This window comes from Chryseobacterium sp. TQ-BC-N36 (genome assembly GCF_058382295.1).
In genome coordinates, this window is record NZ_CM178175.1 from 1558382 (window position 1) to 1583710 (window position 25329).

Below are 25329 nucleotides of genomic sequence, written 5' to 3' on the forward strand. Positions count from 1 at the left end.
AAAAACACAAATAATATGAGCTATAGAAACTTGGAATAAAAAAAACAAAACCCGAAACCCAAACCGCAGAACTCCATAATTACGAATCACGCACCTCGAAACGCGAACCCAACTATGAAGAAGAAAAAACGTGAATATCAATCCTCTGAACTGGTAAAATCTTTTGCCAGAATTTATGGTTTTGAACATAAACTTATTGCTTTTGACATTAAAGATTTCCTTGAAGAATATCTTGATGAAAGTCTTTTCAAAGAAATCAGAAGTGTCAATATTGAAAATGGATGTATTATTATTACCATTGATTCCCCGTTGCTGAAACATGATTTTAAAATGCGTAAAAGCTTTTATCTCAAAAAGTTTCAGGATAAATTCGGAGCTGAGAAATTCAGGGATCTACAGATTCTATAAACTTCTTTGATGACTTCCTATTTGCCTTTAATAGCTATAGCAATAGAAAAAATGCTGCCTGAGAGGCAGCATTTTTTATTTATTAAGATCAATGTTCTTCTGATTTATTGGAAATCGTACTGCTCATCAGGTCATCTGCTTTTTTGTCCAGTCCGGAGCGCAGGGGCAGGAAGAATTTCAATGGGTGTTTCATAAAATACCTGAAAATTTCTTTATAGATCTCACTCACCTGACCGAAATTCATCTTTCTGGATCGGAAAGCAAGGAACATGGATAAGCTGAAGCTCACCAGAAAGTTGAAGAAACCGATCAGAAATACTGTTAAGAAAGATATCCAGAATGTGTAGGAGTCTACTGAAAAATCTTTTCCATATAATCCTAATGCAAAATTACCGGCAGCAAAGGTAATATGCCTGATATCGAGATCCAGTCCGAAAAACATTCCTACCGGCGCCGTAGCCCCCAGGAATACCCCAAACCAGAAATTAGAAATGATTCCCGGCCAGTTTTTAGCATAATACTTTGACAGGCCTTTTGCAAACTTTTTTCCGAAAAAGCTTCTGATGGAGAGATTTTTGGCAATTCTTTCAGGGATCTGATAAAAAACAGAATTGTTACCGATATTTCCGGAAATAATCCCGGAGATAAAAAGGTAAAACCCGGCAATACTCGCATGCAGAATCGCTTTTGATTGAAAGGGATCAAGGTCTTTTAACAATTTGTCGGATCTTTCTACAGCCAGATTTTGGGAAAAGAATACATCCAGGCCGTAAATGATAGCAAGCGCTACCGGAAAGGCCAGCAGTACATTTCCTACAAAGGCAATAAACTGACTGCGGAATAGCTTGGATACCAGATGGGCAAATTCTGTATTATTTCTTTGGGCATTTCCTTCTTCAGACAATACTTTTGTCATGGTAGCCGCTGTCATTGCAGGCTGTTTTGTAGCAAGGGTAAAACCCATCAGATAGATCATCACAAATCCCATTGCATAATTCATTGAGTACAGAAAAGCATGGGAAAAATCACTTCCCGGAATATATCCGTAAAGCATTTTCAGAACACAAAGAGCCCCAACAATAATACCTCCTCCACTGGCCTTATAAAACATGGTCATATATTCCTTTCGGGTGGAAGTAATATAATGGGTTCCGGTTTCTGCAGTATGATTGGTAATAAGGTGAGAGATCAGCCTCGTACTGTCATTGATGAGATCAGAAATATTATTTTTATGAGATTTATAATTCAGGATATTAAAAACCAGCTGTTTAGATTTTATCAGAACATCTTCATCAGTATCAATAACCAATAACTGGGCAATCTCAAAAATCCTTTCAGTCTGCTGCCGTATTTTTAACAGAGATTGATTAATTTTTCCTGAAATGCCATATTTAGCTGAATTTTTAAATGCAATATTGACAAACTCCAGACACTGTTCTGCGTAGATTTTAATCTGTTTATATCTGCTGTCTTTGGAGTGCAGCTGCAGGTATGGATCCTTTACCAGATCTTCTGCTAAGGTTTCCAGTTCGTTCTGAAGGGCAAGAAACGGGTTGTCCAGATTTCTGTACTGAGGAGCCATTCTTACCACTTCCACCTCCATGGCCATTCCTGTAACCCTCCAGGAAAGGATATTCATAGAGAAGATAAGTTCTTTTTTCACATTAGGACGGATAATAAAATCCGAAGCTCCCAATAGTTTTAAAAATTCATCAATTTCATTCTCAGGAAGATTGTGCAGATATGTGAGATCTTTTTTCGGTCTCAGGCTGACATTATCGATCATATACCAAACCGTTTTTTCGTTTTCAACGGGTGGTAAAACCTTATTCAATATTCTTTTTTTCAGTTCAGGAAAAAAGGCATTTTCTGAAAGAATATTGGCTTCTGTAAGAGAAAGATTGAATGGTCGTCCTCTGAAAATATTGTGAATATAATATTTGAAGTTTTCCGCAAAATTAGGATTGCTTCTGAAAAAATTGAGCACATCTGTAAAGTCAGCCTCTTTTATCGTCTCTAAAAACTCTGCAAAAGGTTCTAAAGAAAGGGTTTCGTTCTTAAAAGAAAAATATTTTTTAAGAACTGACTCAAAATTTGTGCTGGAATTAAAGAATTTCATTAGTACAAAGATACTATTTCAAACTTACATTCCTCATCTGTCTCATGATCCAATTGTGCTTCTTTCTTAAATAAGGTGATGGATTTTTAGGATCATACTTCTTTGGATTAGGCAATACAGCAGCAATCCAGGCTGCATCTGAAGCACTTAAATCTTTGGATGATTTCCCAAAATAATATTGTGCAGCCGCTTCCACACCAAATACTCCCTGCCCCATTTCTATAGAATTCAGGTATCTTTCAAGGATAATGTCTTTAGTCCATACTTTTTCGATGATGAAAGTATAGATAGCCTCAAGCCCTTTTCTTACCCAACTTCTGCCCTGCCATAAAAATACATTCTTAGCAGTCTGTTGGGAAATGGTGCTTCCTCCTCTTATTTTTTTGCCTTTCTCATTATATTTCATGGCTTTTTCGATCGCTGTATAATCAAAACCGTCATGGTCAAAAAATTTCTGATCTTCGGATGCAATAACTGCTTTTTTTACATTATTCCCCATTTCGTCATAGGAAATATAATCCCGATGCAGTTTTCCATATTCAAAAAGCCCCCCTATCTGGGTAAGGGTAATCGGTGGATTAAAGAATCTACCCCAGATGATAAAAACTACATTCAAAACAAGAATGATGAAGATAAGCTGTTTAATTTTTTTCCACATAACTTGATAAAAAGGAAAGGCAAAAATAAGCAAATAGTATGAGTTAGTGCAATTCTTTCATATAAGTAAGCTGATAATCCGGTAAAAGTTCAGGATGGAAGATCTTGATATAGTCTTTCAGAATCAGATCTGCTCTTACCACACCACTTTCAAAGAAGTCATTTGCCTTTAATTTCTCTCTTCCTGCGATGGTGTAGATCTTCCCTTTATTGAATACATCCAGCTTTCCATAGAATGGATTCATGCTCAGCATCTCTTTTTTCGAAGGGTGGCTGCCGGCATTTACCCAATACTGTACTCCATTTGCTTTGGCATATACTTCTTCAAAACTCATGGTTAAAGCTTTTTCATCTTTATTATCCTTCATGATATAATTGGCATTGGCATCCGAGATATAATGCGCTACAGAAGTATTCCCCCCTGGCAGATACCAGACATCGCCATACATTTCGTTGGCCAGGACAACAGGCTTTTCTTTTGCTTTTGACGCAAGCTGTTTCAGATTGCTGTAATTTTTTTCAACTTCTTTGTATTTGGTTTCCGCTTCTTTTTCTTTTCCTAAAAATTCTCCAAAAAGTTTAATATAAGCTGTTTTCTCCAAAGGCTTCTGCTCCATATATTCATCCAGGAATATCACCTGGATGCCATTGTTTTTTAAAAGTTCATACGTATTGTCAAAGCTGGCAATATGGTTGGTAAAAATAGCATCCGGTTTCATAGAAATGATCTTTTCCACATCATATTTCTGTTCGCTCCCTACATTTTGAATCTTCCCTTGTTGAATCAGACTCTGAATTTTATCCGAATAAATATACTCCAGACTGGAAACTCCAATGATCAGATTTTCCGCTCCAAGCTCTGAAATATACCCTGCCATACTTGCATTTAGCAGAATAATTTTCTTAAAAGGAGTTTGATTTTTTTTAAAGTTATAACTAAAATTTCCTGATTTCAGCTCCAAAACTCCCTCATGTTCTTTAAACCGGGTACGGCTAGAGATATTTGTCCAATCTGAGGACGAATTTTTTGTTTCTCTTTTACAGGCAATTAGCGAGAATACCGTAAATAAAAGTAAAATTTTCTGTTTCATGTTTCAAAGAACGGAAAAAAGTGGTATATTTGCAACCGTTAAACAACAAGAAAACACAAGGCCTCGTGGCGCAACTGAATAGCGCATCTGATTACGGCTCAGAAGGTTACAGGTTTGAATCCTGTCGAGGTCACAAAACCGACATTTGAAGATTTTTCACTTCTTTGTCGGTTTTTTTTATTTCCTAATTCCTTCTTTATCAGAAAGATAGTATGTACAAAAGTATTGATTTTTGCGGTTTGAAAATTCTCGCCGTCAAAGATTAACTTTTCAGGATATATCAAACCAATTATAGCTCTTTTGTCTACTGAATCTGCTTTTTTATATCTCTCAGAAATTTTCGTAACAGCCTTCAAAGCCGCATCCAGCATAAGTTCTACGTTATTATCCTTCTTGGTTTGCTTTATCGAATTGAGTTTGAATAAGAGTCGGTCAAGTTCATCCTTATTTTTTGTCTTCACAGCTCTAAAATCCTCTTCATCTAATTTATCTTCCAGATATAAATCTCTTGCTTTTGCTATCTTTTGTTCAATTCTGGTGACTTGCTCAGTCAGTATTTTTCGCTCATCATCAAGACCGTCCGTAACACTTGAAAAATTTTTCATCATTATAGTTTTTAACAAATTTGCAAATGCTGGAATAAACTCAAATTTTGAAAGTTCTGCCTCAAATAGTTCATTAACTATTTCAGAGTTGTGACGGAAGCCACACGCTAAGGTACAATGGTAATAGTAGTAATGCTTTGACCTTCCTTTAGCACTACTTGCAGTTAAATTTTTTCCACATTTTGGGCATAGCAGTAATCCGCGCAGAGGATACCTGTCTTCATTGATGACCCTACCTCCCGGTAAAAAAATATCTTTATTGCTTTTCCTTCTGAGTATATGTTGAACTTTCATAAAAAGTTCTTCTGAGATTAAAGGCTCATGTTTGCCTTTAATAATTCTCTCTTCTTCATCACCATGGGCTTTTAGGACAATATTACCACAATAAACTACATTGCGAAGAGCCTCAAGAAAAGAATTACGTGTGAGCTTCCTACCCTCCCTTTTATTCATTAGCTCTCTAACTTTTGCACTTGGGAGATGTCCCTTCGCTACTTCCTTAAAGGCCCAGATGATGTTAGAGGCCTCAGGTTCTTTTACTGCCACATATTTTCTGCCATCTTCCGTGCACTTATTGATATATCCGTAAGGCGCAGTTCCCATCATTCTGCCTTCTTTAATGGCTCTGCGCATACCATAAATAACATTCAATGCACGACGATCATTTTCTACTTCAGGAGTTGAAAGATATATAGCCAATAAAAGTTTATTTTCAGGAACTCTCAAGTCTAAAGGCTGCTCAATAGCCTGAGGAGAAATATTTAACTTAGTAAGTTTAGAGATCATCTGGTAAGCTTCGCTTGTATTACGGCTAAACCTATCCCATTTAGTAAACAAAAGAAGTCTAACTTCTTTAGCAGGCTTGCCTCTTCTGAAGCTAAACATATATTTCTTCCACTCTGGTCTGTCGAAAGTTTTTGCAGAATGATCCTCAAAAATTACCCGATCGATTTGAATATTTTGACTATTGCAATGTTTGCGAAGGCGCTCTTCCTGATCGCGCTGTGAATAACCTTTATCAGCTTGTTCATCCGTTGAAACTCGGATATATAAATCGGCGATTTGCATAAAGTTTTCATTAGTATGTTAGAAGGTGACTAATATTGAGATCAATTTGATTATCAATATTATATTCACTAAAATACGAAATTAATTTTTAGCAGAGATGAGCTCTTTGAGGGTCATCTTTACTAGAGTATGGAGTAAAGCCAGCACATCTGAAATTTCTTTTTCAGACATATTGATGTTTGATCTTTTCAATATTTTATCGGCCTCACTTACCGACATTTCGTTAAACTTCATAAGCGGTTCGAGCTCGAATTCCTTCAAATCTCTAAGTTGAGAATCTTTTTGTTTTCTTTTGCTACGCATCGCCCCTGAATACTTATCGCATTAACTTATAGATTAATTGATCATTTTGACTCAGTATATTTTTTACAATAACTGTTATTTTAATAATCAAATATTATCAGCTAAAATCGCAATAAATATGGTAGAATATGGCATCATAAATTGATCAAAGTCTATTTAACCACTAAATGGGTTACTTACGAATTTTGATTTGTAATAAAGGATTAAAATAGAATAAACTACAAGAGCAAAACTTATAGTTCTTATCATTTAAATTGTCTAGCCAGTAAAACATTATATAAAACGAAAGCAGATATTTGGAAAAGCTTTCTGCTAAAAATCTCCAGTCCAAAAAATACCCAATCAATCTTTATTCACCGGATAATAGCTAGAGCTTTGTAATCATACGATTGATTACTTCTGCATTACGCTTGTCTACATCGAACTCTTTTGACAAATCTTTCCATTGGTTTAATGCATATTTAGTCTGTTCAATAACATTATCGATTAGACTCTGTGGGAGTTTAGCTTCCTGACCTAACTTTGCCAAATGTTTTATGCTTACATTTCTGCCCTCTCCTAGGACCATTGTACTCTGCTCTCCACCAGGACCTGTCGAAAATGTTAAATCGTATGCAGGCGAAAGTTTCCAGTTGCCTGTTTCGTCCATTAAAAAACTGAAGTTCTTTGCATGATCATCCCTATTGTGAGCCATAACATTGAAAACCGCCAGTCGATACATTTTTTCGACTTCACGAATATCTTTTGTCAGGGTTGCAGTCAAATTCAGTAGATCTTCGTAATCAAGCGAAGGTAACCTGAAATTGCTATGCAACAATCCACTTACGGTATGCATATGTAATCTCCTATTACCGTCCCTGTCGAATCTCTTCACTGCGAAATAACCGCTCCCACCATTTTGAGAAGGAAATAAATGCACATCCGGCATTGCGATACCCGCTTCTGCAGCCATCAGTGCATAGACATATTCAATAGCTCCGGAATCCGGACCGTCCTGTGAATTGGAAAACTTAACCAACCAATGTTCAAAAGTTTCGTCTAAGTTTTGGGCTCCGTATAAAATATTTTTACGTTCGCTATCTACGCCAATAAGTGCTTTAGGCCTGGCACCTGCTGATGAACCATTTAAAGCTAACAGCTCAGTAATTACCTCTTCCGAACTTCCTTCCAGGACTTTTTCAGTTTGTACAGCCAGCACGTCCAAGTCAACTTTATCTTGCGGCACTTCAGGACTATTATCCGGCTCGTAGACTAATGCTCCCATTCCGTGCATACCTACGTGAGCAAGGCGGTCCAGTGACGAAACATCTGAAGGCATCAATCCAAAGGTTCTGATCATTCTGTCAAACAGCAATCTTCCCCAGCCATCCGGCAAGCTGTCGCTGAATACTCCTGCCAATCCGTCAAATGGATGCAGAGGCAATTCACTAACGCCCCTTTTCAGAGGCAGCCTGAAAGGAGATATTTCGATTCCTGCGTCAAAAAAATTGTCATCGTATTGGAAGTAGATGACACCATCACGTATTGCAAGACGTCCAACAGGCTGGACTGCCAAGCCAAAATCTAACCCCACTTTTATTTCTGTAACAGGCTTAATCATTTTCTTCTACCTCTTTTTTTAATTATACTATCATCTTGTTTTAAAACATCATCTATTGAATTGAAAGCTGGCTTATCTGGCTTAAGAGCATCTAGCAATTCTTCCAATCCTCCAACCACCATCAAGATCTTTAGAAAAGAGTCCAGAGAAATCAATCCTTTTTGCTCAAACTTCCTAAGGGTGGAAAGTGCTACACCTGAACGTTCAGCAAGACCTTCCTGAGTAAGCTCCATCAGAAGCCTACGGTCACGAACATGAGTAGCAATCATTTTTTGCGCTTTAGATAATGATATAAGTAACATAACTGTATTATTTAATCATATTAATAAGCAATAATTATCATTATTGTATTACAAATATACTAAATACAGACTGTATAGATCGCTAAAATATACTATATTTTTTCTTTTAATTTAGATCTTCATACTAATTTCATTTTCTTTAGAATCCATCATGATCCTCCTTTTTAGAAAAAACAATCAATTCCATTTTATTCCCATCTATAATTGAGATGTCATCTGCGTTGTATAACGGGTCACTCACTTTTTCTGCTTTTTACGAAATGATTAAACTCAAATAATTCCTTGGCCGGTTGATCCCAGTTTTTTCTGGGAATCAATTGAAGGGTAACGAAAATGTCATTTTTCTTATTGTAGGAGTCGATACGTTCCAGTCTGCCTTGATAATCGATTTCAGCGTGTTTGTATAGAGAATAAGGAAGAATAGTATCTGTGGGGAAGATATAAAACCGGTTATAGTTCCAGGGCGAATTGATTTCGAAGCGTTTGTATTGTTTTCCAAACAGAACGGTGTCGGAAAGATTTTTTCTGTTCCTGTAATTGGGAATCAATTCCTTTGAAAAGACGGCACCTTCACGCTTCGCCCACACCAATAGTGGCTTTTGTTTTAGAACAATATCAGAAAGCAGGAAGGTTTTCCCTTGGAAACCCAATGGATAGCAAAGAGAATCGGTCATATAGTAAAGCTGCTTGTTCATTTCCGGGAAGCTTCGGTCGGGAATGATCTCGATCAACTCATCTCCGGAATAGCTTATTTTAGAAATATGGAAACTCTGCATCTGCTCCAATCCTTTAGAAGCGTTGAAATATACATTTGAAACGAGATCGATCCCCCCTTTTTCGGATTTGATTTCCTTATTGCAGGAACTTAAACCGAAAGTCATTGCAAAGGATAATAATGTGAATTTTAATTTCATCATGTTGGTTTTTAAGAAAAGCGGTAAATCGTTAGACCTACCGCCTTGGGATAATAGTCAGGTAAAATTTATCGTTTGATACTCTGTTCTTTCACGTTATTTTTTTCGTGCTTGTTATCCTGTTCCAGCCCTTCCAATGGTTTATTGCTGTTCAGCCTGTTCATCTCGTTGTCATAGAGTTTAAGGTTTCTGTTCTGTGGGTCCAGAACTGCTCTTCCTTCGATAATGGAATCGTCCTGTTTAAATTTTACTTTAACGATATTTCCTTTTTCCAAAGATTTTATAGCATTATCCTTCCATTCTGGTTTATCGAAGACCAAATTTGCTTTCTCAACGATCTTATCCGTGTCAACACCGTAATTTTTGTAGAAGTTTTGAAACATATAGTTTCCTTTTTCTGTTTTAGGCTCATTGAAATCAAATTGCGCAAAGGCATTTTCCCGCTGCCCGCTTTTCGGATTATCGAATTCAATCTTTACACTGCGTCCTTCCAGAAGATTGATGGCCTCTTTTGCGGTAAAACTGTTATCCCTGCTGACAGGAAAATTATGGGAACGTTCCTCATTTTTTTCATTAGTCAGTTTTGCATTGAATGAATTGAGAAAAACGCCGCCGCTATCGGTTTTGTTGAATTTTAGCGTAAAATCAGCTTTGTTTCCGGGTAAAGCTTTATCGGAACCCGTCTGAATTTCAAAATGTTGCTCTGTTGATTGAAGGCCCTTTTCTAAATCTCTGTGAAGTTGTTCACTTTCGCCGAAGCCAAGATATTTCATCTGGTTTTTCAGGTATTGTACCCTGTCGAATTCTTTTTCTGTTTCCATAATTTGTGGATTTTGATTGTTAAACTTTATATCATTGTTTGTTAGTGTTTTATATGAGGGCAAATTATTTTCATCCAAATAAGTTTTTAATATTTCACCATTATTTAAGACGGTGTAAAACTCACCATATTCCCGTTTTTCCAAATAACCAAACGCCAATGCATATTTATCACTTGGTGTTAAAGAATGACCGTCGAGGATATCAGGGATGGTGTCCATTTGCTTTGCTGTCAGTGAATAATCGCCGTTAGTTGTTCCAAATTCCATTTCTTCCGCAAAAGCCTTTCTTTGGCTTGCTGTAATCATTAAATCATTCAGTTTATATTCGTTTTCTTTTTTCAAGATTCCGTAATCTAGTAGCCCCTTTATCTCTTCTTCGGATAGTTTTGGAGAAAGATCATTTTGTGCCGCTGATTCTTTTAAGGCTTCTTCAGAATCGCTTTTAAATTCGTCCAAACTTTTAAAATCCCCCATATTTTTCCATTCATTGTTTCCATAAGGTGATCGGTATTCCTGGGTTTGCAGATCATAGCTGTAATAGGAATGACCCTCCGGGCTTCTCAAAGAACCGCTCCATCGTCATAATCATACCAGATCCACCCCTCCGGAAGGCCGGACGCAGCAACCAAATTCTCTTTTTCGTCATATCGAAAAAATAATTCAGATGATATGCTTTTCAGTTCATTTATAAAATCTTTATAGGCTGTGGTTCTGGGACTAATCATTCTTTCGAACCAGGATAATTCCTTTCCATTGCGTTTCATTATTTCTTGTGACAGTTATTTATCGTTCGATTAATTTTTTCCATAACTATTTGCTTTGGCAGGAAATTCCAGCAATAATAACTGCTGCTGTAAGTAATCTTATTATTGACGAGTCCATTACATTTAAATTTGATTCTTTGATCGAACATCAGTAATTGTAACTCTTTTTGCATAAAAAGTTGTTTCGGTGCGGCATCATTTAACCAGGTATTGGACATTAACAATGCAAAAGGCTTATTGAAATTCAGACATCTTTCAAAAATTTTTCTTTTATTGGTAAAAGGAGGATTTGATATGATGATATCCCAGCTTTCAGGTTCGTACCTGTAAAAATCCTTACCATCGTCGATATGCGAAAACACAACTTTATTTGTTTTGCTGATTTCTCCTACAAATTCGCTTTTTTGTGTATCAAAGGGGCACCAGACAATAGCATTTTCCGGTATATATCCAAGGATTGGTATTACTGCGTATTTAGGAGTGTGACATTCATCATTATTGCCAGCGGAATATAAAATTTCATGACTTTTCATAATCGTTGATATATAAAAAATTATCTTCCTCTAAGTTTTGCCTTTTGTAACTCTTCTTCCTGTCCTTCATATTCCTCGCTCATTCTGCTAGCCTGGTCGTATAGATCTGAATCGATCACATCAAACAAAATATTAGAATCACCATTCCGAAACCTTTCATCTTCGATGGAGATTCTCGCAACGGCATCGAGTTCCCTGGAAACTATTGTGATATCATTTGAGATTTCTTTAGCAATTTCCGGGTATTGGTCGATTTTGTCATAGATATAATTTTTCAGCTTTTGTAGTTCAGCTTTGTAGCGGTTTAGTTCCTGCAGATTCTTTTGATCGGCTATAATAGCGGTAAGCTCAGTAGCATTTTTAATAAAGTCAAATTCAACTACTTTTCCATTTTGCTTATCAAAAATGAAGGCTTTCTTTTCGATACCCCAATCTTGTTGAGATTTTGAAAGATCTTTAATGTCCGTATACTGGAATTTTTCTTTGCTTTGTTCAAGAATTTCTGTAAGGTTCTTGTCCCTCTCAAGAAATATGACTTTCAGCTGGGTGTTATTATCAGTAAGTTGGAAGGTTGCCCTGTTTCTCTCATTATCTGCAACAATTGTATAACCCTGAAGAAATTTCTTAATATCGTCAGAACTTAATTTTTTGGAAAAAGTTAGATCATCATTAATAATTCCATAGTTTTTCAAATCTTCTGTAGGTAAATTTTGATGTTTCATAATTGTATTTTTTATTTTTGGAAATAAGAAGTTGGTTCGTTACCATAAGATGCTATTAGCAAATGATTCTCTCTGATCAGGTCATTAAGAAAATGCATAGGATCGATAAATTTTTCATTCTTCTTCACCGCAAAGTGCAGGTGAGGTCCGGTAGAGTTCCCGGTATTGCCACTTTTTGCAATGATGTATCCCGTTCTTACCAACTCTCCCACTTTGTAATAGCTTTCTGAAAGATGTAGGTAAGCCGTTTCAAAACGGTTGAAATGTTTTACTTTAATATAATTTCCGCCACCTTTGGGATCCCAGCCACTGGCTGTAACTATCCCGTCCATTACAGCATACACATTCTCAAAGTAGGCTTTAAGGTCAATGCCATTATGCATTCTCACTGTTCCGGTAATGGGATGTATTCTTTTTCCGTAGGAAGAAGATATTTTAAAAGCATTGCTCAAGGGCATTGCGATCTTTGAGAACTTTACTTGATCATTCATATTCTCAAAGTCTCTCTTTTGTTGATGGATAAGTCGTCGGCTCTGTAAGTCTAAAATCAGTGAATCCTTAACTTCTTTCACATCCCATTTTTTGTCTTTTTTATCTGAATTCTCCATAATCCATCTTTTCAGTGAGTCCAATTCTTTTTTCAGCTCAGCTTTGGATGTCGCGTTAAAAATGTCTTTCCAGAATTTTTTATCCGTTTTCTTTTTAAGATCCTTGGTCTCTTCCGTTTTTTCCAAGATTCGAACGTTTTCTGTTTTCTTTGGCATTGTAGGTGTAAGCGTATTAAATTGTCCATAAAGCGACGAATGAAAAGAAAAGAGCAATCCGATCAGAAAGTATGTTTTAAGTAAATTCATGATGCTGATTTTATAAATTCATTCACAATGAGTTCGACTTCCTTGTTGATCTTCCGGAAATTGCTCATAAGTATTTCTTCTTTGCGGTTAATTCCCCGTTTGTCAATAAATGAATAATAGACCGGCATCTGAGGGTATTGTTTCTCTTCTTCCTTAAGGACTTTCATATCCAAATTGATCTTTCCATGAATTGCAGATGTTTTATATTCATCTGCGTCGTTTTCTTCTCCTTGTGCAATCATTCCAACCATTTCACCTGTCCTCAATGCTGCTATTTTTCCAGCCGGGATCATATTATCCATTTTTTCATTGATGCTCGTTGTCGTTCCTTGCTGTGATATGGATTGGGAATAGGATTTCTGCTTGATCTTTCCGAACAGTTTTTCCAGCCATTCTAGTGTATTTTTGTCCCTTGCCGATCCGGAAAGAATATTTCCGACAATGGCAGAGATGGTATCTGCCACCTCCTTTTTATAAAACTGGCGAAGCTGAGGAATCTCCTGAAGGCCAAGCAACACGGCAACCTTGTTGCTCCTTGCTGTGGCGATTACATTGTCAATCTTATGGATATAAATAGTTGGAAACTCATCCGCAATAATGCCACCCGGCAGATTGTGCTTGGAATTGATCAGTCGTAGGGTTCGGTTTAACACGGACGAATACAAAGCAGAATTAATATCCTGTGTTCCCGGATCTGAGGCTAAGATCAGGATGGACGGATTTTCCCTGTCGGTAATCTTTAGTTCAACTTCATTGCCGGAAAACACCCAGAAACTTTCTTTGGTTGCTAACCTGGACAAAAATATCTTTAATGTTCCGATCTGCCCTTCCAATTGGTCAAAAGCTCTGTTGTCATAGGCCGTTTTGAATGGTGATAGAAGGGAGCCTATCTCCTCATTAGTAAACAACGTATCAAAGATCTCCTGGTAGCTACGGTTCATAAAGGAAAGGATATGCGGCAGGTCTGAGTATTTTCCGTTTTCCAGGGTAGCAAAGAAGTAGATACAGGATGAGAGGAAGTTGATTGCGGATTGGGTAAAGAACGCATCCGATCCTCCCCCTGAACTGCTTCCGCCTTTCTGTAGTGAGGATACCATCGATTCCGCCATTTCCTGTGCTTCTGCTAGTGTTTGGACATACTTTTTATGAAAAGGATTGACCCGCTTTGATCTTTCGACCTCATTGAGGTTGATCACATAGAAGCTGTAATTATATTCAGACGCTTTACTTTTTTTCAGTAGATAATGATAATAGGCGATCTGCGCCAAATCCGGAAACTTAAAATCATAAATGCCTAAACAGAAGCCTTTTGCGATCATCTGGCGGATAGCCGGATTGATCACCCCGAATGATTTTCCGCTTCCAGGCGTTCCGATCACCGTTGTTCCTCGGAAAGGATTGATGTTGATCCATCCTTTGTTGATCTTGCCATTATAACGAAACAGGTAGGGAATATTAATGCTGGTGTCGGTATTGACAAGCTCTTTGTTCTGGTCAAAGGATTCTTCCTCCACGTTCCATCGGTCTTTCCCCATTTTCTGCTGCATCAGCTTAGAGATGCTGTCTGCACCCATCTGAAGAATTACAGCACCCAGAAAAGAGAGAACCGCATAAATGACCTGGTACAGGTTCATCCCAGGGAAGACTTTTGGAAGCTTGGTGTCTCCTGCTTCCTTCTGCCATAATAGGGAACAGAACATCATTATCAGTCCCAGAACCATTGGAACAATGATCTCCTTTGCTACATTAAGGTCTTTCTTTTTCTTAGCCTTCGTGCCGATAGCAACCAACCCGATCAAAAGGAGTGTGGCAAACTTGGCATTAATGGGTGGATAAATAAAGCTCATCTTCGACAAATTCTTTAATAGATTGGAGATTACCGGAACTTGAGCATTCAGGTAAAAAAGAGCAGCACAATCCAATGCAACCACACCATAGACTGCCTTTTGCAGGAATCCATAGATCTTTATCTGATGTTGTTGTTCTTGCATTTCTTTTTATTTAAAGTTTAGAAAAATGGAAGCGGAACTTCCGCTAGAAGGTATCTGCTTTAAGGATATCCGAATAGTTCACTTTCATTTCGATGGTCCTTCCGGATAGCTGTTGCTCAATCATCCGGATCATCAACACTTTGGAGTTCGGATAGGTAAACTTTTTAAAGACATATATATTTCTGAGGTTTTTCCTGAAGTGCTTTTGAGAATTCAACTGGAAAACCGGTGTCATTTCAATACTCTGATTATTGGTCGCCTTATGGATCTTCTTGTCCTCTATGGAAAACTTAAGAGCCTCCAGATCGTAGCTCAGGTTGGAAGTATTTTTAAAGGTCATATCCAGAAAGATGTAATCACCCATCACATATACATTGTTAAGCTGCATACTGAGATTCAGATTGTTTTCATTTCTGACCGGTTTTTTATCGGCCTTCTTTTGAATGATGCCCAAGGCAAATTTCCTAAGCTCACGGTTTGAGAAGACCATTCTATCGAACTCGATAGGCTGCATCGCTTCGGGCTGAATGTGAATATTGGTAACCGTATTGAAATTATCTGCGTTTCTATAAACCGCTTTATACTGTGCGATGAAAGATTGCCCGACAACCGTGATGATACCCACAGTATCTCCGCTGAAAAAAGGCGCGGACTGTTTCTTTTTATCTTTCTCAGAGCTTGGGTTATCGGTAATTTTAATCCTTGCGATATTGTTGGCTGGAAGATCCCCGGTCAGTTTATCGGTGGAAAGGTCTACATACTGAATCGGTTCGGGTGATATCATATGCAGGTTTATTCCTTTCGTGATCTCAAGTTCCGGCAGATCAGAAATGATTTGTTCAGGAGTAGCGGTTTGTGCGGTTAACAAGTTTAATGTAAACAGCATCAGACTGTATAATAAATTTCTCATCATTTTATTTATTTTGCTGGTTTTGTGATTCTTTAAGTTGTTTTTCGTCGATCAGGAATACATAGGAATTGTACTTCAGTTTGGCTTTATTGGTTTTTATCAGATTGGCTATAGATTTTGAAGTGGAAGTGAACAATTTGGAACCGATGCTGGTGAAGAAGCCCTGTCCGCCCATATCCATTTGCGTACCCTGAACCGAATTGCTTCCCATTTCCCGGATCATATCCCGGAACACGCTCTGGGGAACATATAGCCCTTTCATCCCGTCCACATCATAGATGGAGAGGTTAACAGGAAAGATCTCTCCCTTGGTGAATACCGAGACGATCTTCAGATCAACCCTTTGCATAGAGAATCCGGAAATCTGCCCATAGAGAATGGAACCTTTGCTGATCTTTCTGTTTCCGACGAATATATCTTCTAATAAACGGAACCTGATCCTGCTGCCGAGGAACCCTTTATTATTCTCATCAATGACCGCTTTGATAAAGCTGTTTTCCTGTTCTTTATAAAAGGCATTGAAAACATTGTTGATTCCTGATTTGCTGACATTGAACGTTGAGTTCAGAAACTCGTCCATCTTTTCCTTATTTGCTTTGAGCCGTTGTTCTGCCACCAGTTTGCTTTGGTATTCCGGATCTCTTGCCTTTTCCAGGGAATCCATCACTAGCATCTGTTGCTTCAGATATTTGACCGGGTCAGGTTGGACATTTTGTGTCTTTTCCTTCGGTGTCCCGGCGAAATTGTTTCCCTGATCCCCGTATGATTTCTCATTCAGCATCCGGATAATCTCAGAAGACCTTTTGTAGTCTTTGTCTTCATTTTGCTGCTTTGGATTATAATAGGATGAAGAATTTCCTTTAGCCTGATATTGATTCTGTCCTGAGGAAACCGCTTTTAAGGAATCAATTTTTCTCTTTTGAGCCAGTGATAATTGATCGTCATAACTTAACAGGCTGTCCCGTTCCTTATCCAGTCCTTCCAGCATCGTCCGGTTGTCATCTTTTTTGAAAAATGCGTCGTAGGCATCGTTCTTATTCATAATAGAATCCTTGGTTTCGCCTAGTGAAAGGGACAGCTCTTTCGGCTTGTCTTTGGGCTTATCCTCTTTCGAGAACTCCGCACCGACATAGCCGAAAAGAAGCATGAACGGCAGAGCCAGGAGCGGCAACACATATTTTTTCTGTTTGAAATTTATTTTCTTCATTGCGTTTTGATTTTAGGTGAGTGGTCTGCGTTACTAGCGGCTTTTTTTGAATTGCTGGTATTGATTAAACAAAAATTCTATTCTCAGGCTGTCTTCTTTTTGTAAAGCATTCCGGTCTCTTTTTTCTTTCAGCAACTTCAATTCATTAACGATCTTTTCCGTTTCCGTGTTCTGAGCAGAAGCCGTATTCTGGCTGATCCCACTATTGGAATAAAGAACAGGCGGTTTAATGGTAAAGGTCTTTTGGGAAGGAAAGAAAATACCCTGTATCAGCGATCCTATAAATGATACCGAAAGAAAGATCATCGAAGAGATAAAGAACCTTTTCGGATTTTTAGCCAGACGGCCCAGCCATTTCTGTCCGTTCTGTTTTATAAAAGCATTCATTCTTAATACGAGTTTTTGGTTTGATTGGAAAGTTCCTCGTTATCGATGATGCGCCAGTTCTTCAACAGCACACCATGTGGATTATTGGTGCTTCGGATAATGTCCTCGAAGAATCCTTCAGTAATCAGCTTTCGGGTGATGACCGATGATTTCCTCGTGATCATCTGCTTTCCGAAGAATTGAAATTTATTTCGATCCATATTGAGCGTGATTGAATCAGCATGGATGCTGACCATTGAGCTGGAAGCAACGATCTGGTTATAAAATCCTTTTTCCCGGAGATTGGTGTATTCCTTTTTCCCGCTGTCGTCAATCATATAGAGTGACTTCTGAATATTCTCCTTGATATAAGCATCGTCCGGAGCCAGTGTGAAAAAAAGGCGGTGAAAAAGTTCAATCTGGGCTTTGTATTCTACCGGGCGGTTCAAAAGGACATCAGTCTGCTTAGCCAACACCGGAACGCCATTATCGAGAATGTAAATGGATCTTCGAGAATCCTGGATTATCCGATAGGAAAAGAAAAATCCGGCAATAACGATGAATACGGCAAAACCAATGGCAGATAGAGAAACGATCTTATTGATTCTAATTCGCTGTTCTATATTTTTTATCAGCATATTTTATTTCTTTTTGTTATTCATTGCACTATTAACCCTACCTGAAGCGGAACCTGCTGCGGCTGATTTGGCAGCTGACGCCGCTGCAGCAGCTCCGCCTGTTTTCACAGTCAGTACGGCTGTTTTCGCACTGCTTGCCACTTTTCCGGCGGCTTGTTTCATTTTCGTCATAGCACCGGCCCCGCCTGCTGAAACAATACTGTCTGCTATTGTTGGAGTCATCAGAACACCAATACCGGTTACTATATATGCAACACAGGTAAAAAGTCCATTATAGATCATTCCTGAATTACTAACATAGACCATTAAGGCATCAAGGTTGGTAACAGTTCCGTTGGTCAGTAAGGTATCATACCGTTCGATTTCCATCGTGTAGCCTGAGGCGATAAGCTGTTGTCCAATGTTGATGACAGTATAAGCGACAAATGTGTACAGATTAATATTGATGAACTTGGATACCCAGCTGTAAAGCGAGTTTTCAAATCCCGGTACAAGGGCCATTCCAATAGCGATCGGACCTAAAATGATTAGAATGTATGCCCATATTTTCTGGATAAAAAATATCAGGTAAACACAGATCCTCAGAATGGAAAGACAGACAAACTCGATCACTTCAGCAACGAGTTTCTGCATTTGGAACTGCATCCTGATCTGCCATTCCTTGATGGGCTGCAGCAGCTTATCGATCCCGTCGCTGATATCAAACCACGAATCATCTGCATCTTTTGAAGTATTGTTAATCACTTCCTGCTTCGCATCTTCCTCAGCATTAAGCTTAATGACGGCATCCAACAATTGCTGTTGTTTTTTGAATCGCTGAACCCGCAGATCATTGACCTCAGATTCTATATCGCTGAAAATCGCAATGCCGGGTTCCGCAATAGCTTCAAAGGGTGCCTGTATAAGATTGACAAACCCCGTCCAATACACCAAAGTAAAGCCAATCAGAATCGGCTTAAGCATCGGGGTGATTTCCCATTCCCGGTCTCCGGCGGCCATCTGCCAGCCCATATAACCGAGATACATCAATGCACCTAATCCTCCAATCGCTCTTCCTACTAGTGCGGAACCTTGAGCGCTGTCCTGAATACTGGTGTCCAGCTTGGTAAAGACCTCCATAAACCACTTTTCAAAAGCGCCATCACCCTTCAGAAACTGAAGCAGATTGCTGTAATCGCCATCGGTCTGTGCAAAGGTGATGAGCGGTAGTAATATTGCCAAAAGGCAAAGCATTAGTTTTTTATTCATCTCTAATATTTGTGTTTATATTGCTGCATAACGTTTTGAACAATTCCTTTGTCTGAGTTAGGTGTCCATTGTGTAGGCAATGCAGTTACTAAATGACTGCTCAGAATGTTTTTATAATCCAGAAGCAGCGTTGTCCTGTTATTGTACTTTCTGAGTTCCTGCACAAATATCCGCCACCGGATCAGCGTTTCGTGATACATAATGAAGCGTTTCCCTCTCGGCATATCCATTGTCCGGGACAACGTGTATTTATCTTTTATAAGATCAAGCTGTTCCTGAAGCCGTTTTAATGTTCCAATACTATTAAGCGTTTCGTAGGTCTCCTGGTCTTTCAGTCGCCATTCCATAAAATTCTGCGGGTTGTCCGGAAATTCCGTGATCGGCCTGAGCATTCGTTTGTAGTACAGTAACCATAGCGGGTCCGCATCAACCGTGGCCGAAGTCCAATATGCCAGATCCTGAACGCTTCTTTTGTATATCGTGTCGGATGCAGCCTTGATCTTCTTAGCTTCCTCTTCCTGGAACTTGAGCTGTGCGAATCGTAGATTTTGTTCTCCGGTAGGTTTCAACGGACGGATATCGTCACCGTCCTTATAATCCCTATTGATCTTGGGTGCCCACATTCCCCAGACCGTCGCATAGGCAAAATTGGTCTGGATACCCAGGAAATATTTGGGGTATGGCCGCCAGTCTCCCCAGCTCTCAAAGGTCATACGTTTATGTTGGGCAACAATTGCTGGATCATTCAGTCTTTTGACACTTATTTGTGCTGATGCCGCTACGGCAACACATAGAAAAACCAAGAATGGCCCTTTTTTCAATACTATTTCCATAACTCTTAATTGAAGATGTATTTGTACTTAATCATAATATCACCAACGATAGCTCTGTCAATATTGACGTAATTCCTCAGAACCGGTACCTGGTACACATACGGTATTTTCTTCGCATTTTCAAGTCTCATAATTATGTAGAGGATGTTCCCCTGGATGTTCCTCACCCGGGTAAAAACCTTTTCAATCAGCATCTCGCGATCCATCGCATCCATCAGAAAATCCTTATCCTCGTTCAGAATATCCTGCGTAACTTCCTGCTGGAGCTTTATGACCTGTTTTCCGATGTCCACATAATATTTTGAAACCAGTGCGGCATATTCGGGACGCTGTGCAGATAGCTCCATCATTTTATTGGAACTACTGACGATCTTTCCCAGATACTGATAGAGATAGATGAGCTTTTTACTTTGGGTCAGCGCAGAATTGACATTCTTCAGCTGCTGGTAGATATACTCCTGAATGGCGATCACCTGCTTTGTTTTATTATTGATATCGTCGTAGAGTTCTTTCTGCTTTTTGTAAGAACCCAGGAATGCCTGCTCGCTGGCCAGACGTACCCCGTGGTTGACCGTGATCTGTGAGAGCAGTTTATCGTTGATTACGATCTGCTGGCTGTTTATCCCAACAAATGAGGACAGGAAAATGCTGATAGTAACTGTTTTCTTCATCACTAAAAGGATTTGATATGGTTCATAATGTTTTCTACAACCCGTCGGTCCCTGTTGACATAGTACTGGAAAGCTCGTTTGTTCCGTAAAACCTTGGCTTTGATGTCTCTTATTTTCAGGAGCATATAGGTTGAATTCCTACTGAGTGCTTTAACCTCGCCCAATGCGTAATTCAGTAATACCTTACGTTCCGATTGTTCCATCTGATTGATAGCTCCATAGGACAGAAGAATTCCGGTGAGTAACCTTAAGGTCATCTGAAGGTCATCCACAAATTGTACTTGTGTTGGAAGAACAGTAATGATGGAATAAGGCGCTGTATTAATTTCATTGATAATGGCAGTTTGATTATCCGTTATTTTGGTTATTTCCCTGCTCATTGCTATGCCTGCAGGTATTGCCTGGATTGCAAATGAGACAACACGCAGCCTGTCCTGGATCTTGGTCACCTTGTCTTTGAAATTCTTCCATTGGGACTCATTGGCCGTTTCCACAGAGGCATTGAGCGTTTGCTTTTGCCGCATCTCTTTTTGCCGGTCGTGTTCTTTCATGGTAGCATTGATCTCAATATCCATCATTGGGAAAGAAACATTTTCCTGTTGCCAGGCCGGTGTAGAACTACCGCCGGATGAAGTCAGTAGGAAATAGGCTGCCACAACGAAGAGAAAAGTGATCAGTTTCTTTTTCATCACTTTTGATTTAAAAATTTCTTTTATAGCGGTTCATAATGTCATTCACAATGGCCTTATCGGTATTAATGTACCCTGCAAAAGGATTGATGGAATTCCAGAATCCCAGCCTGTTGGCTTTCTCCAGTCTCAGCTTGATGGCCAGAAGCCAGAGCTTGAGGCTTTTCACATTTCCCGAAATGTTATGCAGGATCTTGTAACGATCTCCTGCTGTTGCCAGGTTTAATTCTCCAGATGTCAGGATATCCGTAACATCCGTCACGATCTTCAGGCTTTGCTCATACATTTTCTGCGAAGCCCTGGTACCGAAAATCGCATAATGCGGATGCTGTGATGCCAGCTGCACCACCTGTGAGGAATACATGTAGCACTTATTCAGTTCGGAATAGATCTCCTGTACCTGGATTCCATTCTGTAAGGTTCCCGAAACCTCCTTCAATCCTTTCAGTATTTTATTCTGAATATCATTGGCGGCAACCATCTGGGTTCCCACCCAGGTCTGCGCATCCTTCAGTTTGGACGTTTCATCAATAACCTCGTTCTGTTTAGCTTTCAGATTTTCCGAATAGAGGATCATCGCAGCGGTTACTGTCGGGTCGATGTAGGTATTCTGAGCAGATAGCAGTCCGCAGAATCCTAAAAATAACAGGCTAAGCTTTTTCATACTGATATTCATTTTTATTAATTAATTCAGGGAAATTGATGTTTCGTTCTTCCAGTTCCTGGGCGATAACCTTGAAGATATTTTTCCCGGGATGATTGTTCTTCATCTTTTGGTAGTAGGAAACGACCTTCTGATCCAGAGGATGCCGGCAGAGATTTACCAAAGACACCAGGTTTTCAAGACTATCACCAAAAGCTTTTAGGTCCGATACGATTTTTATCAAAGCCTCGTCATAATTGCCGTACTTTTGAACATAGTACTCAACGGCTGATTTCTCAGGCTTTTCAGTGGTATAGGTCAGGTATTGTTCAAGGGAGACCTCATTTCCATAGACTTCACCCTTGGAACCTCTCTTCAGATAGAATTCCTTGAATCTGCTTCGTCCGGATTTATTGTTGAGATTATTGATCGTGAAGATCTTGTTTTGCTCTACTTTGTTCAGTGATAAAAGAGACGCAATCCGGTCAAAATTATCTTTGAACTTGGTCTGGTCTAACAGGATGAAGGTGTCGGAATTGTTGATGATAGAATCCTTCACCACAGCATTTCCAATGATGTCATCCAGTTCCTGTGTCACGACCACCGCCTCGCCCCAAAACTTACGGACCGTTTTATACAGGTACAAAATGTAACCTCCCATCAGCTTACTCGCAATCGCTTTCCAGGCTTCTTCAATGATAAGGGCTTTTCGTCGGTCTTTTCTGAGCCTCATCTTCTGAATGAATGTGTCCATAATGATCAGCGTTACAATCGGAAAGAGTTTCGGATTGTCCTTTACATTGTCGATCTCGAAGACAATGAAGGATTCATCGAACAGCGTATTATCAGCAGATTCATTCAGCGTGGTTGCATATCTTCCGCCTTTGTAAAAATCCCTCAGTACAAATAAAAATGTCCGGAGATTGAACTCTCTTTCCGTAATGCTGTGCTTTTTGTTGTTCAGATAAAGCGGCAGGAATTTGTCGCAGTAATCATAAAATCCGTTGAATGAAAGCTCTTTGGCTTCCAACTTTTCTTCCAGTTCCTTGATCTTTTTGATAATGGCCTTTCGGAAACTTTGATTCCAGTCTTCTGTGGATCCCGGACGTTCTATGATGTCTTTTGACTTAATAAGAATCAGCTGCGTTTCATTATAGATCTTTCTCCGCTGCTCATCGCTCAGGGTTTCATAGGCTTCATACACTTTATAGAACCTTTCGCTGTCGTAATCGGGATTATTCAGATTTTTATCAGGATGGTACGATTTCAACAGTTTTCGTCCTGTCTCTTTGATCTGATCTGCAGATGCATCGAAGGGAAGTCCCAAAATATCGTAATAGCTATTTTCGAAACCGCCTCCGGTTGCTGATCTATCAGTAACAATATCTTCTTCATGAATATTATATTTTGCAAGGTAAAGGATCAGTTCTTCTGACGTTTTATTGTCAAACCAATCGGTTCCTGAATTGAAATATTGATGGTAATAGGACATCAGCACATTATCGAGGATTGATTTTTGTGCAGAAGACACCGTTGCATCCGGTCCCTGCCAGATCAGGAAGATCAGATTGGTCAGAAACTCTATTTTCTCGATATTAAACTCTTTTTTATCCATCAGAAAAGGATTCATCGTAATTGGTTTTTCTTCGGTGTACTGGATGTATCTTCCGCCTTTATATTTGCAGGTTCCCGAATAGGAATCACCGGTATCCACTATCACCACATCATAATTGTAGGTCAGATACTGCTCGATAATGTTGTTCATCAGGAATGACTTTCCTGAACCTGAGGGTCCAAGTACAAATTTGTTCCGGTTGTTGATCCGTCCGGTTTTCATCGGAAGGTCAGCAGGGTCAACCTTTAAGGGTACTCCCTGCCGGTCCGTGAATCTTAGGTAGAAATTGGATTCTTCATTCACGGGATAGCTTTCTTTAAAAAAAAAACACAAGGCCGCTTCGCTTGTCGTCATAAAAAGATCATACTCCCTGAGTTCTGTTGCATTGCCAGGAATGGCTGCCCGGAATAGCTCCAGCTGATTGTAGGCATTCTTGGAAACGATGATCCCTTTGGTAAACAGCTTATTCTCAATCTGGGACTGTATCCCTTCCATTTCTTCCAGCGTGTTTGCTGAAAACAGCAGCGAAAAATGGGCATTGACCACCAGCTGGCCATCAATAGCGATATTATGAAGCAAGGTTTGGATCTCATCTGCGATGATGGCATTGGATGGTGAATTGTTGGCAGCACCCTCGTGTTTTTTCTTCTTTTTATCGAGTTCCCGTTGCTGCTGCGCCTGCAACGGAATGGTAATGACCTGGTTATAAACAATAGTTTCGTAGTCTTCCAGTTCATTGATGAAGGTAAAATTATCAACTGCTGTTTCCGAAGCGGCTCCATTTCCGCCAAGTATTGAATAGGGCTCTATTTCTGAGGGCAGATCGATATTTTCGACATCGACATAGGCCATATTCTTGACATACCGATTACCTATTTTTAGATATTCACTGGTACTTTTGATATTGTCAAATACCGGCACTTCTGAAAACTGCATGGACAAAACCCCTGAGATGTAATATTCAAAATCTTTCTCAAACAGAAATTCAGGTTCGCAGCCACTCTGCTTCAACAACATAAACACCTTCTGTGACTTATCACGAAGCTCCTTAAAACCCTTTTCGGAAAAGATGTAATGCTTGTTTTTCTTTTTCAGCTTATCATCGACGATATCGGTAAAGAGCAAAACAGTTTCAATGGTCTTAAAAAGCCTTCCGTCAAAATGTTCAGAATACTTTTGCTGCAGGAATTGAGGTGATGGCTCAGCGGAGTATTTCTTCTTCGTGAATATATCCAGTTTCTGAACGATCCTTCCCTCTCCTATGATCGACACAACCTTATTAAGAACCGTATGGAAGTTTAGATAGTTATCCGGGTCAGCAGAATACTGCTCAACGATGTTTTTGATCCTCATTCCGATGATGGGATTGCCGTATTGTCCAAACAGCACATCAAAATCCCAATTGAAATATTTTCCGTAATCGTAGCCTATAAAAGGAATATCAAAGGTGTGTTTTTTTGCTGTTGCCATTTTTAAAAATTTTATTGTTGTTCATTCTTTTTGGAAAAATGAAGATCTGATCAAAGTTTTTCGTCTTGTCATAGAGTCCATGCTTGTCCTGTCTTCTGAAAATCAGGTAAACGCCTCCTGCTGTAGCGGCCAGTCCCAGTAGTGAACCGAGCAATCCGAATTTGGACATGACCAGTGCGGCAACGACCCCTGCGCCGATCACACCAACTGCATAAATGATGTACTTTCCTTTTAGCCCGAAGAATACAAGAGGCTTTTTCAGCCCCTTGTAGAGGTAGAATCCCATC

Annotated in this window: 26 protein-coding genes and 1 tRNA gene; 2 read left to right on the top strand and 25 right to left on the bottom strand. The window is 39.3% G+C overall.

Features of this window, described 5'->3' with window-relative positions; genetic code table 11:
* The first annotated feature begins 114 nt into the window (after positions 1–114).
* Positions 115–408, top strand: coding sequence for a DciA family protein (locus AC3FI7_RS06985; RefSeq protein ID WP_491461711.1), 294 nt, complete (start codon positions 115–117; stop codon positions 406–408).
* An 88-nt stretch (positions 409–496) separates the two neighbouring features.
* Here the strand turns inward: AC3FI7_RS06985 and AC3FI7_RS06990 are convergent, their stop codons facing one another.
* The 3 genes from AC3FI7_RS06990 to AC3FI7_RS07000 are packed head-to-tail and all read right to left on the bottom strand — an operon-like array spanning position 497 to position 4275.
* Positions 497–2527, bottom strand: coding sequence for a recombinase (locus tag AC3FI7_RS06990; protein WP_142726047.1), 2031 nt, complete (start codon positions 2525–2527; stop codon positions 497–499).
* 13 nt (positions 2528–2540) lie between these two features.
* On the bottom strand, positions 2541–3185 hold the full coding sequence (gene mtgA, locus AC3FI7_RS06995) for a monofunctional biosynthetic peptidoglycan transglycosylase (protein ID WP_142726046.1): 645 nt from the start codon (positions 3183–3185) through the stop codon (positions 2541–2543).
* A 43-nt stretch (positions 3186–3228) separates the two neighbouring features.
* Positions 3229–4275: an ABC transporter substrate-binding protein gene (locus AC3FI7_RS07000; protein WP_491461712.1), complete on the bottom strand. Its 1047-nt coding sequence runs from the start codon at positions 4273–4275 to the stop codon at positions 3229–3231.
* Between the two features lie 59 nt (positions 4276–4334).
* On the opposite strand from AC3FI7_RS07000, the gene AC3FI7_RS07005 reads away from it, so the two are divergent.
* Positions 4335–4408 (top strand) — tRNA-Arg (locus AC3FI7_RS07005).
* Here AC3FI7_RS07005 and AC3FI7_RS07010 read toward each other — a convergent pair.
* The 22 genes from AC3FI7_RS07010 to AC3FI7_RS07115 all read right to left on the bottom strand — a co-directional run bounded on the left by AC3FI7_RS07010 (position 4374) and on the right by AC3FI7_RS07115 (position 25328).
* A complete protein-coding gene (locus tag AC3FI7_RS07010; RefSeq protein ID WP_343658778.1) occupies positions 4374–5948 on the bottom strand; it encodes a recombinase family protein in 1575 nt (524 codons plus the stop codon). The two genes, AC3FI7_RS07005 and AC3FI7_RS07010, sit on opposite strands and share 35 nt — an antisense overlap.
* A gap of 81 nt (positions 5949–6029) precedes the next feature.
* A complete protein-coding gene (locus tag AC3FI7_RS07015) occupies positions 6030–6251 on the bottom strand; it encodes a hypothetical protein (RefSeq protein WP_074234278.1) in 222 nt (73 codons plus the stop codon).
* A gap of 367 nt (positions 6252–6618) precedes the next feature.
* On the bottom strand, positions 6619–7851 hold the full coding sequence (locus tag AC3FI7_RS07020) for a type II toxin-antitoxin system HipA family toxin (RefSeq protein WP_491461713.1): 1233 nt from the start codon (positions 7849–7851) through the stop codon (positions 6619–6621).
* Positions 7848–8153: a helix-turn-helix domain-containing protein gene (locus AC3FI7_RS07025; RefSeq protein ID WP_142726042.1), complete on the bottom strand. Its 306-nt coding sequence runs from the start codon at positions 8151–8153 to the stop codon at positions 7848–7850. The genes AC3FI7_RS07020 and AC3FI7_RS07025 overlap by 4 nt, the downstream gene beginning before the upstream one ends.
* A 233-nt stretch (positions 8154–8386) precedes the next feature.
* The gene (locus AC3FI7_RS07030; protein ID WP_343658780.1) at positions 8387–9070 is read right to left on the bottom strand and encodes a hypothetical protein; all 684 of its coding nucleotides are present in this window, start codon (positions 9068–9070) and stop codon (positions 8387–8389) included.
* A 65-nt stretch (positions 9071–9135) separates the two neighbouring features.
* Positions 9136–10452, bottom strand: coding sequence for a hypothetical protein (locus AC3FI7_RS07035; RefSeq protein WP_343658781.1), 1317 nt, complete (start codon positions 10450–10452; stop codon positions 9136–9138).
* The gene (locus AC3FI7_RS07040) at positions 10449–10652 is read right to left on the bottom strand and encodes a hypothetical protein (protein WP_343658782.1); all 204 of its coding nucleotides are present in this window, start codon (positions 10650–10652) and stop codon (positions 10449–10451) included. The genes AC3FI7_RS07035 and AC3FI7_RS07040 overlap by 4 nt, the downstream gene beginning before the upstream one ends.
* A complete protein-coding gene (locus AC3FI7_RS07045) occupies positions 10652–11185 on the bottom strand; it encodes a tRNA (adenine-N(6)-)-methyltransferase (RefSeq protein ID WP_343658783.1) in 534 nt (177 codons plus the stop codon). The genes AC3FI7_RS07040 and AC3FI7_RS07045 overlap by 1 nt, the downstream gene beginning before the upstream one ends.
* 20 nt (positions 11186–11205) lie before the next feature.
* Positions 11206–11907 (bottom strand): hypothetical protein, encoded by a 702-nt coding sequence (locus AC3FI7_RS07050; protein ID WP_343658784.1) that lies wholly within the window; start codon positions 11905–11907, stop codon positions 11206–11208.
* A gap of 11 nt (positions 11908–11918) precedes the next feature.
* Complete coding sequence (locus AC3FI7_RS07055; RefSeq protein WP_343658785.1) at positions 11919–12761, bottom strand: M23 family metallopeptidase; 843 nt, start codon at positions 12759–12761, stop codon at positions 11919–11921.
* Positions 12758–14752 carry a type IV secretion system DNA-binding domain-containing protein gene (locus AC3FI7_RS07060; protein ID WP_343658786.1) on the bottom strand — a complete coding sequence of 665 codons (1995 nt, stop codon included), beginning with the start codon at positions 14750–14752 and terminating at the stop codon, positions 12758–12760. Before AC3FI7_RS07060 ends, AC3FI7_RS07055 begins: the two co-directional genes overlap by 4 nt.
* A gap of 43 nt (positions 14753–14795) precedes the next feature.
* Complete coding sequence (gene traN / locus AC3FI7_RS07065; protein WP_491462087.1) at positions 14796–15662, bottom strand: conjugative transposon protein TraN; 867 nt, start codon at positions 15660–15662, stop codon at positions 14796–14798.
* Between the two features lie 4 nt (positions 15663–15666).
* Positions 15667–16869 (bottom strand): conjugative transposon protein TraM, encoded by a 1203-nt coding sequence (traM, locus tag AC3FI7_RS07070; RefSeq protein WP_343658788.1) that lies wholly within the window; start codon positions 16867–16869, stop codon positions 15667–15669.
* 33 nt (positions 16870–16902) lie between these two features.
* On the bottom strand, positions 16903–17256 hold the full coding sequence (locus AC3FI7_RS07075) for a hypothetical protein (protein WP_343658789.1): 354 nt from the start codon (positions 17254–17256) through the stop codon (positions 16903–16905).
* A gap of 2 nt (positions 17257–17258) precedes the next feature.
* Positions 17259–17873: a conjugative transposon protein TraK gene (gene traK / locus AC3FI7_RS07080; RefSeq protein ID WP_343658790.1), complete on the bottom strand. Its 615-nt coding sequence runs from the start codon at positions 17871–17873 to the stop codon at positions 17259–17261.
* Between the two features lie 3 nt (positions 17874–17876).
* Entirely contained in the window at positions 17877–19121 is a 1245-nt protein-coding gene (locus AC3FI7_RS07085; protein WP_343658791.1) for a TraJ family protein, read from the bottom strand.
* 2 nt (positions 19122–19123) lie between these two features.
* Positions 19124–19954 carry a hypothetical protein gene (locus AC3FI7_RS07090; protein WP_343658792.1) on the bottom strand — a complete coding sequence of 277 codons (831 nt, stop codon included), beginning with the start codon at positions 19952–19954 and terminating at the stop codon, positions 19124–19126.
* Between the two features lie 5 nt (positions 19955–19959).
* Complete coding sequence (locus AC3FI7_RS07095) at positions 19960–20625, bottom strand: hypothetical protein (RefSeq protein WP_343658793.1); 666 nt, start codon at positions 20623–20625, stop codon at positions 19960–19962.
* 2 nt (positions 20626–20627) lie between these two features.
* A complete protein-coding gene (locus AC3FI7_RS07100; RefSeq protein WP_343658794.1) occupies positions 20628–21314 on the bottom strand; it encodes a hypothetical protein in 687 nt (228 codons plus the stop codon).
* A 10-nt stretch (positions 21315–21324) separates the two neighbouring features.
* Positions 21325–21978 carry a hypothetical protein gene (locus AC3FI7_RS07105; RefSeq protein WP_343658795.1) on the bottom strand — a complete coding sequence of 218 codons (654 nt, stop codon included), beginning with the start codon at positions 21976–21978 and terminating at the stop codon, positions 21325–21327.
* On the bottom strand, positions 21965–25042 hold the full coding sequence (locus tag AC3FI7_RS07110; RefSeq protein ID WP_343658796.1) for a TraG family conjugative transposon ATPase: 3078 nt from the start codon (positions 25040–25042) through the stop codon (positions 21965–21967). Before AC3FI7_RS07110 ends, AC3FI7_RS07105 begins: the two co-directional genes overlap by 14 nt.
* Complete coding sequence (locus AC3FI7_RS07115) at positions 25014–25328, bottom strand: DUF4133 domain-containing protein (RefSeq protein WP_343658797.1); 315 nt, start codon at positions 25326–25328, stop codon at positions 25014–25016. The genes AC3FI7_RS07110 and AC3FI7_RS07115 overlap by 29 nt, the downstream gene beginning before the upstream one ends.
* Position 25329 lies beyond the last annotated feature (1 nt).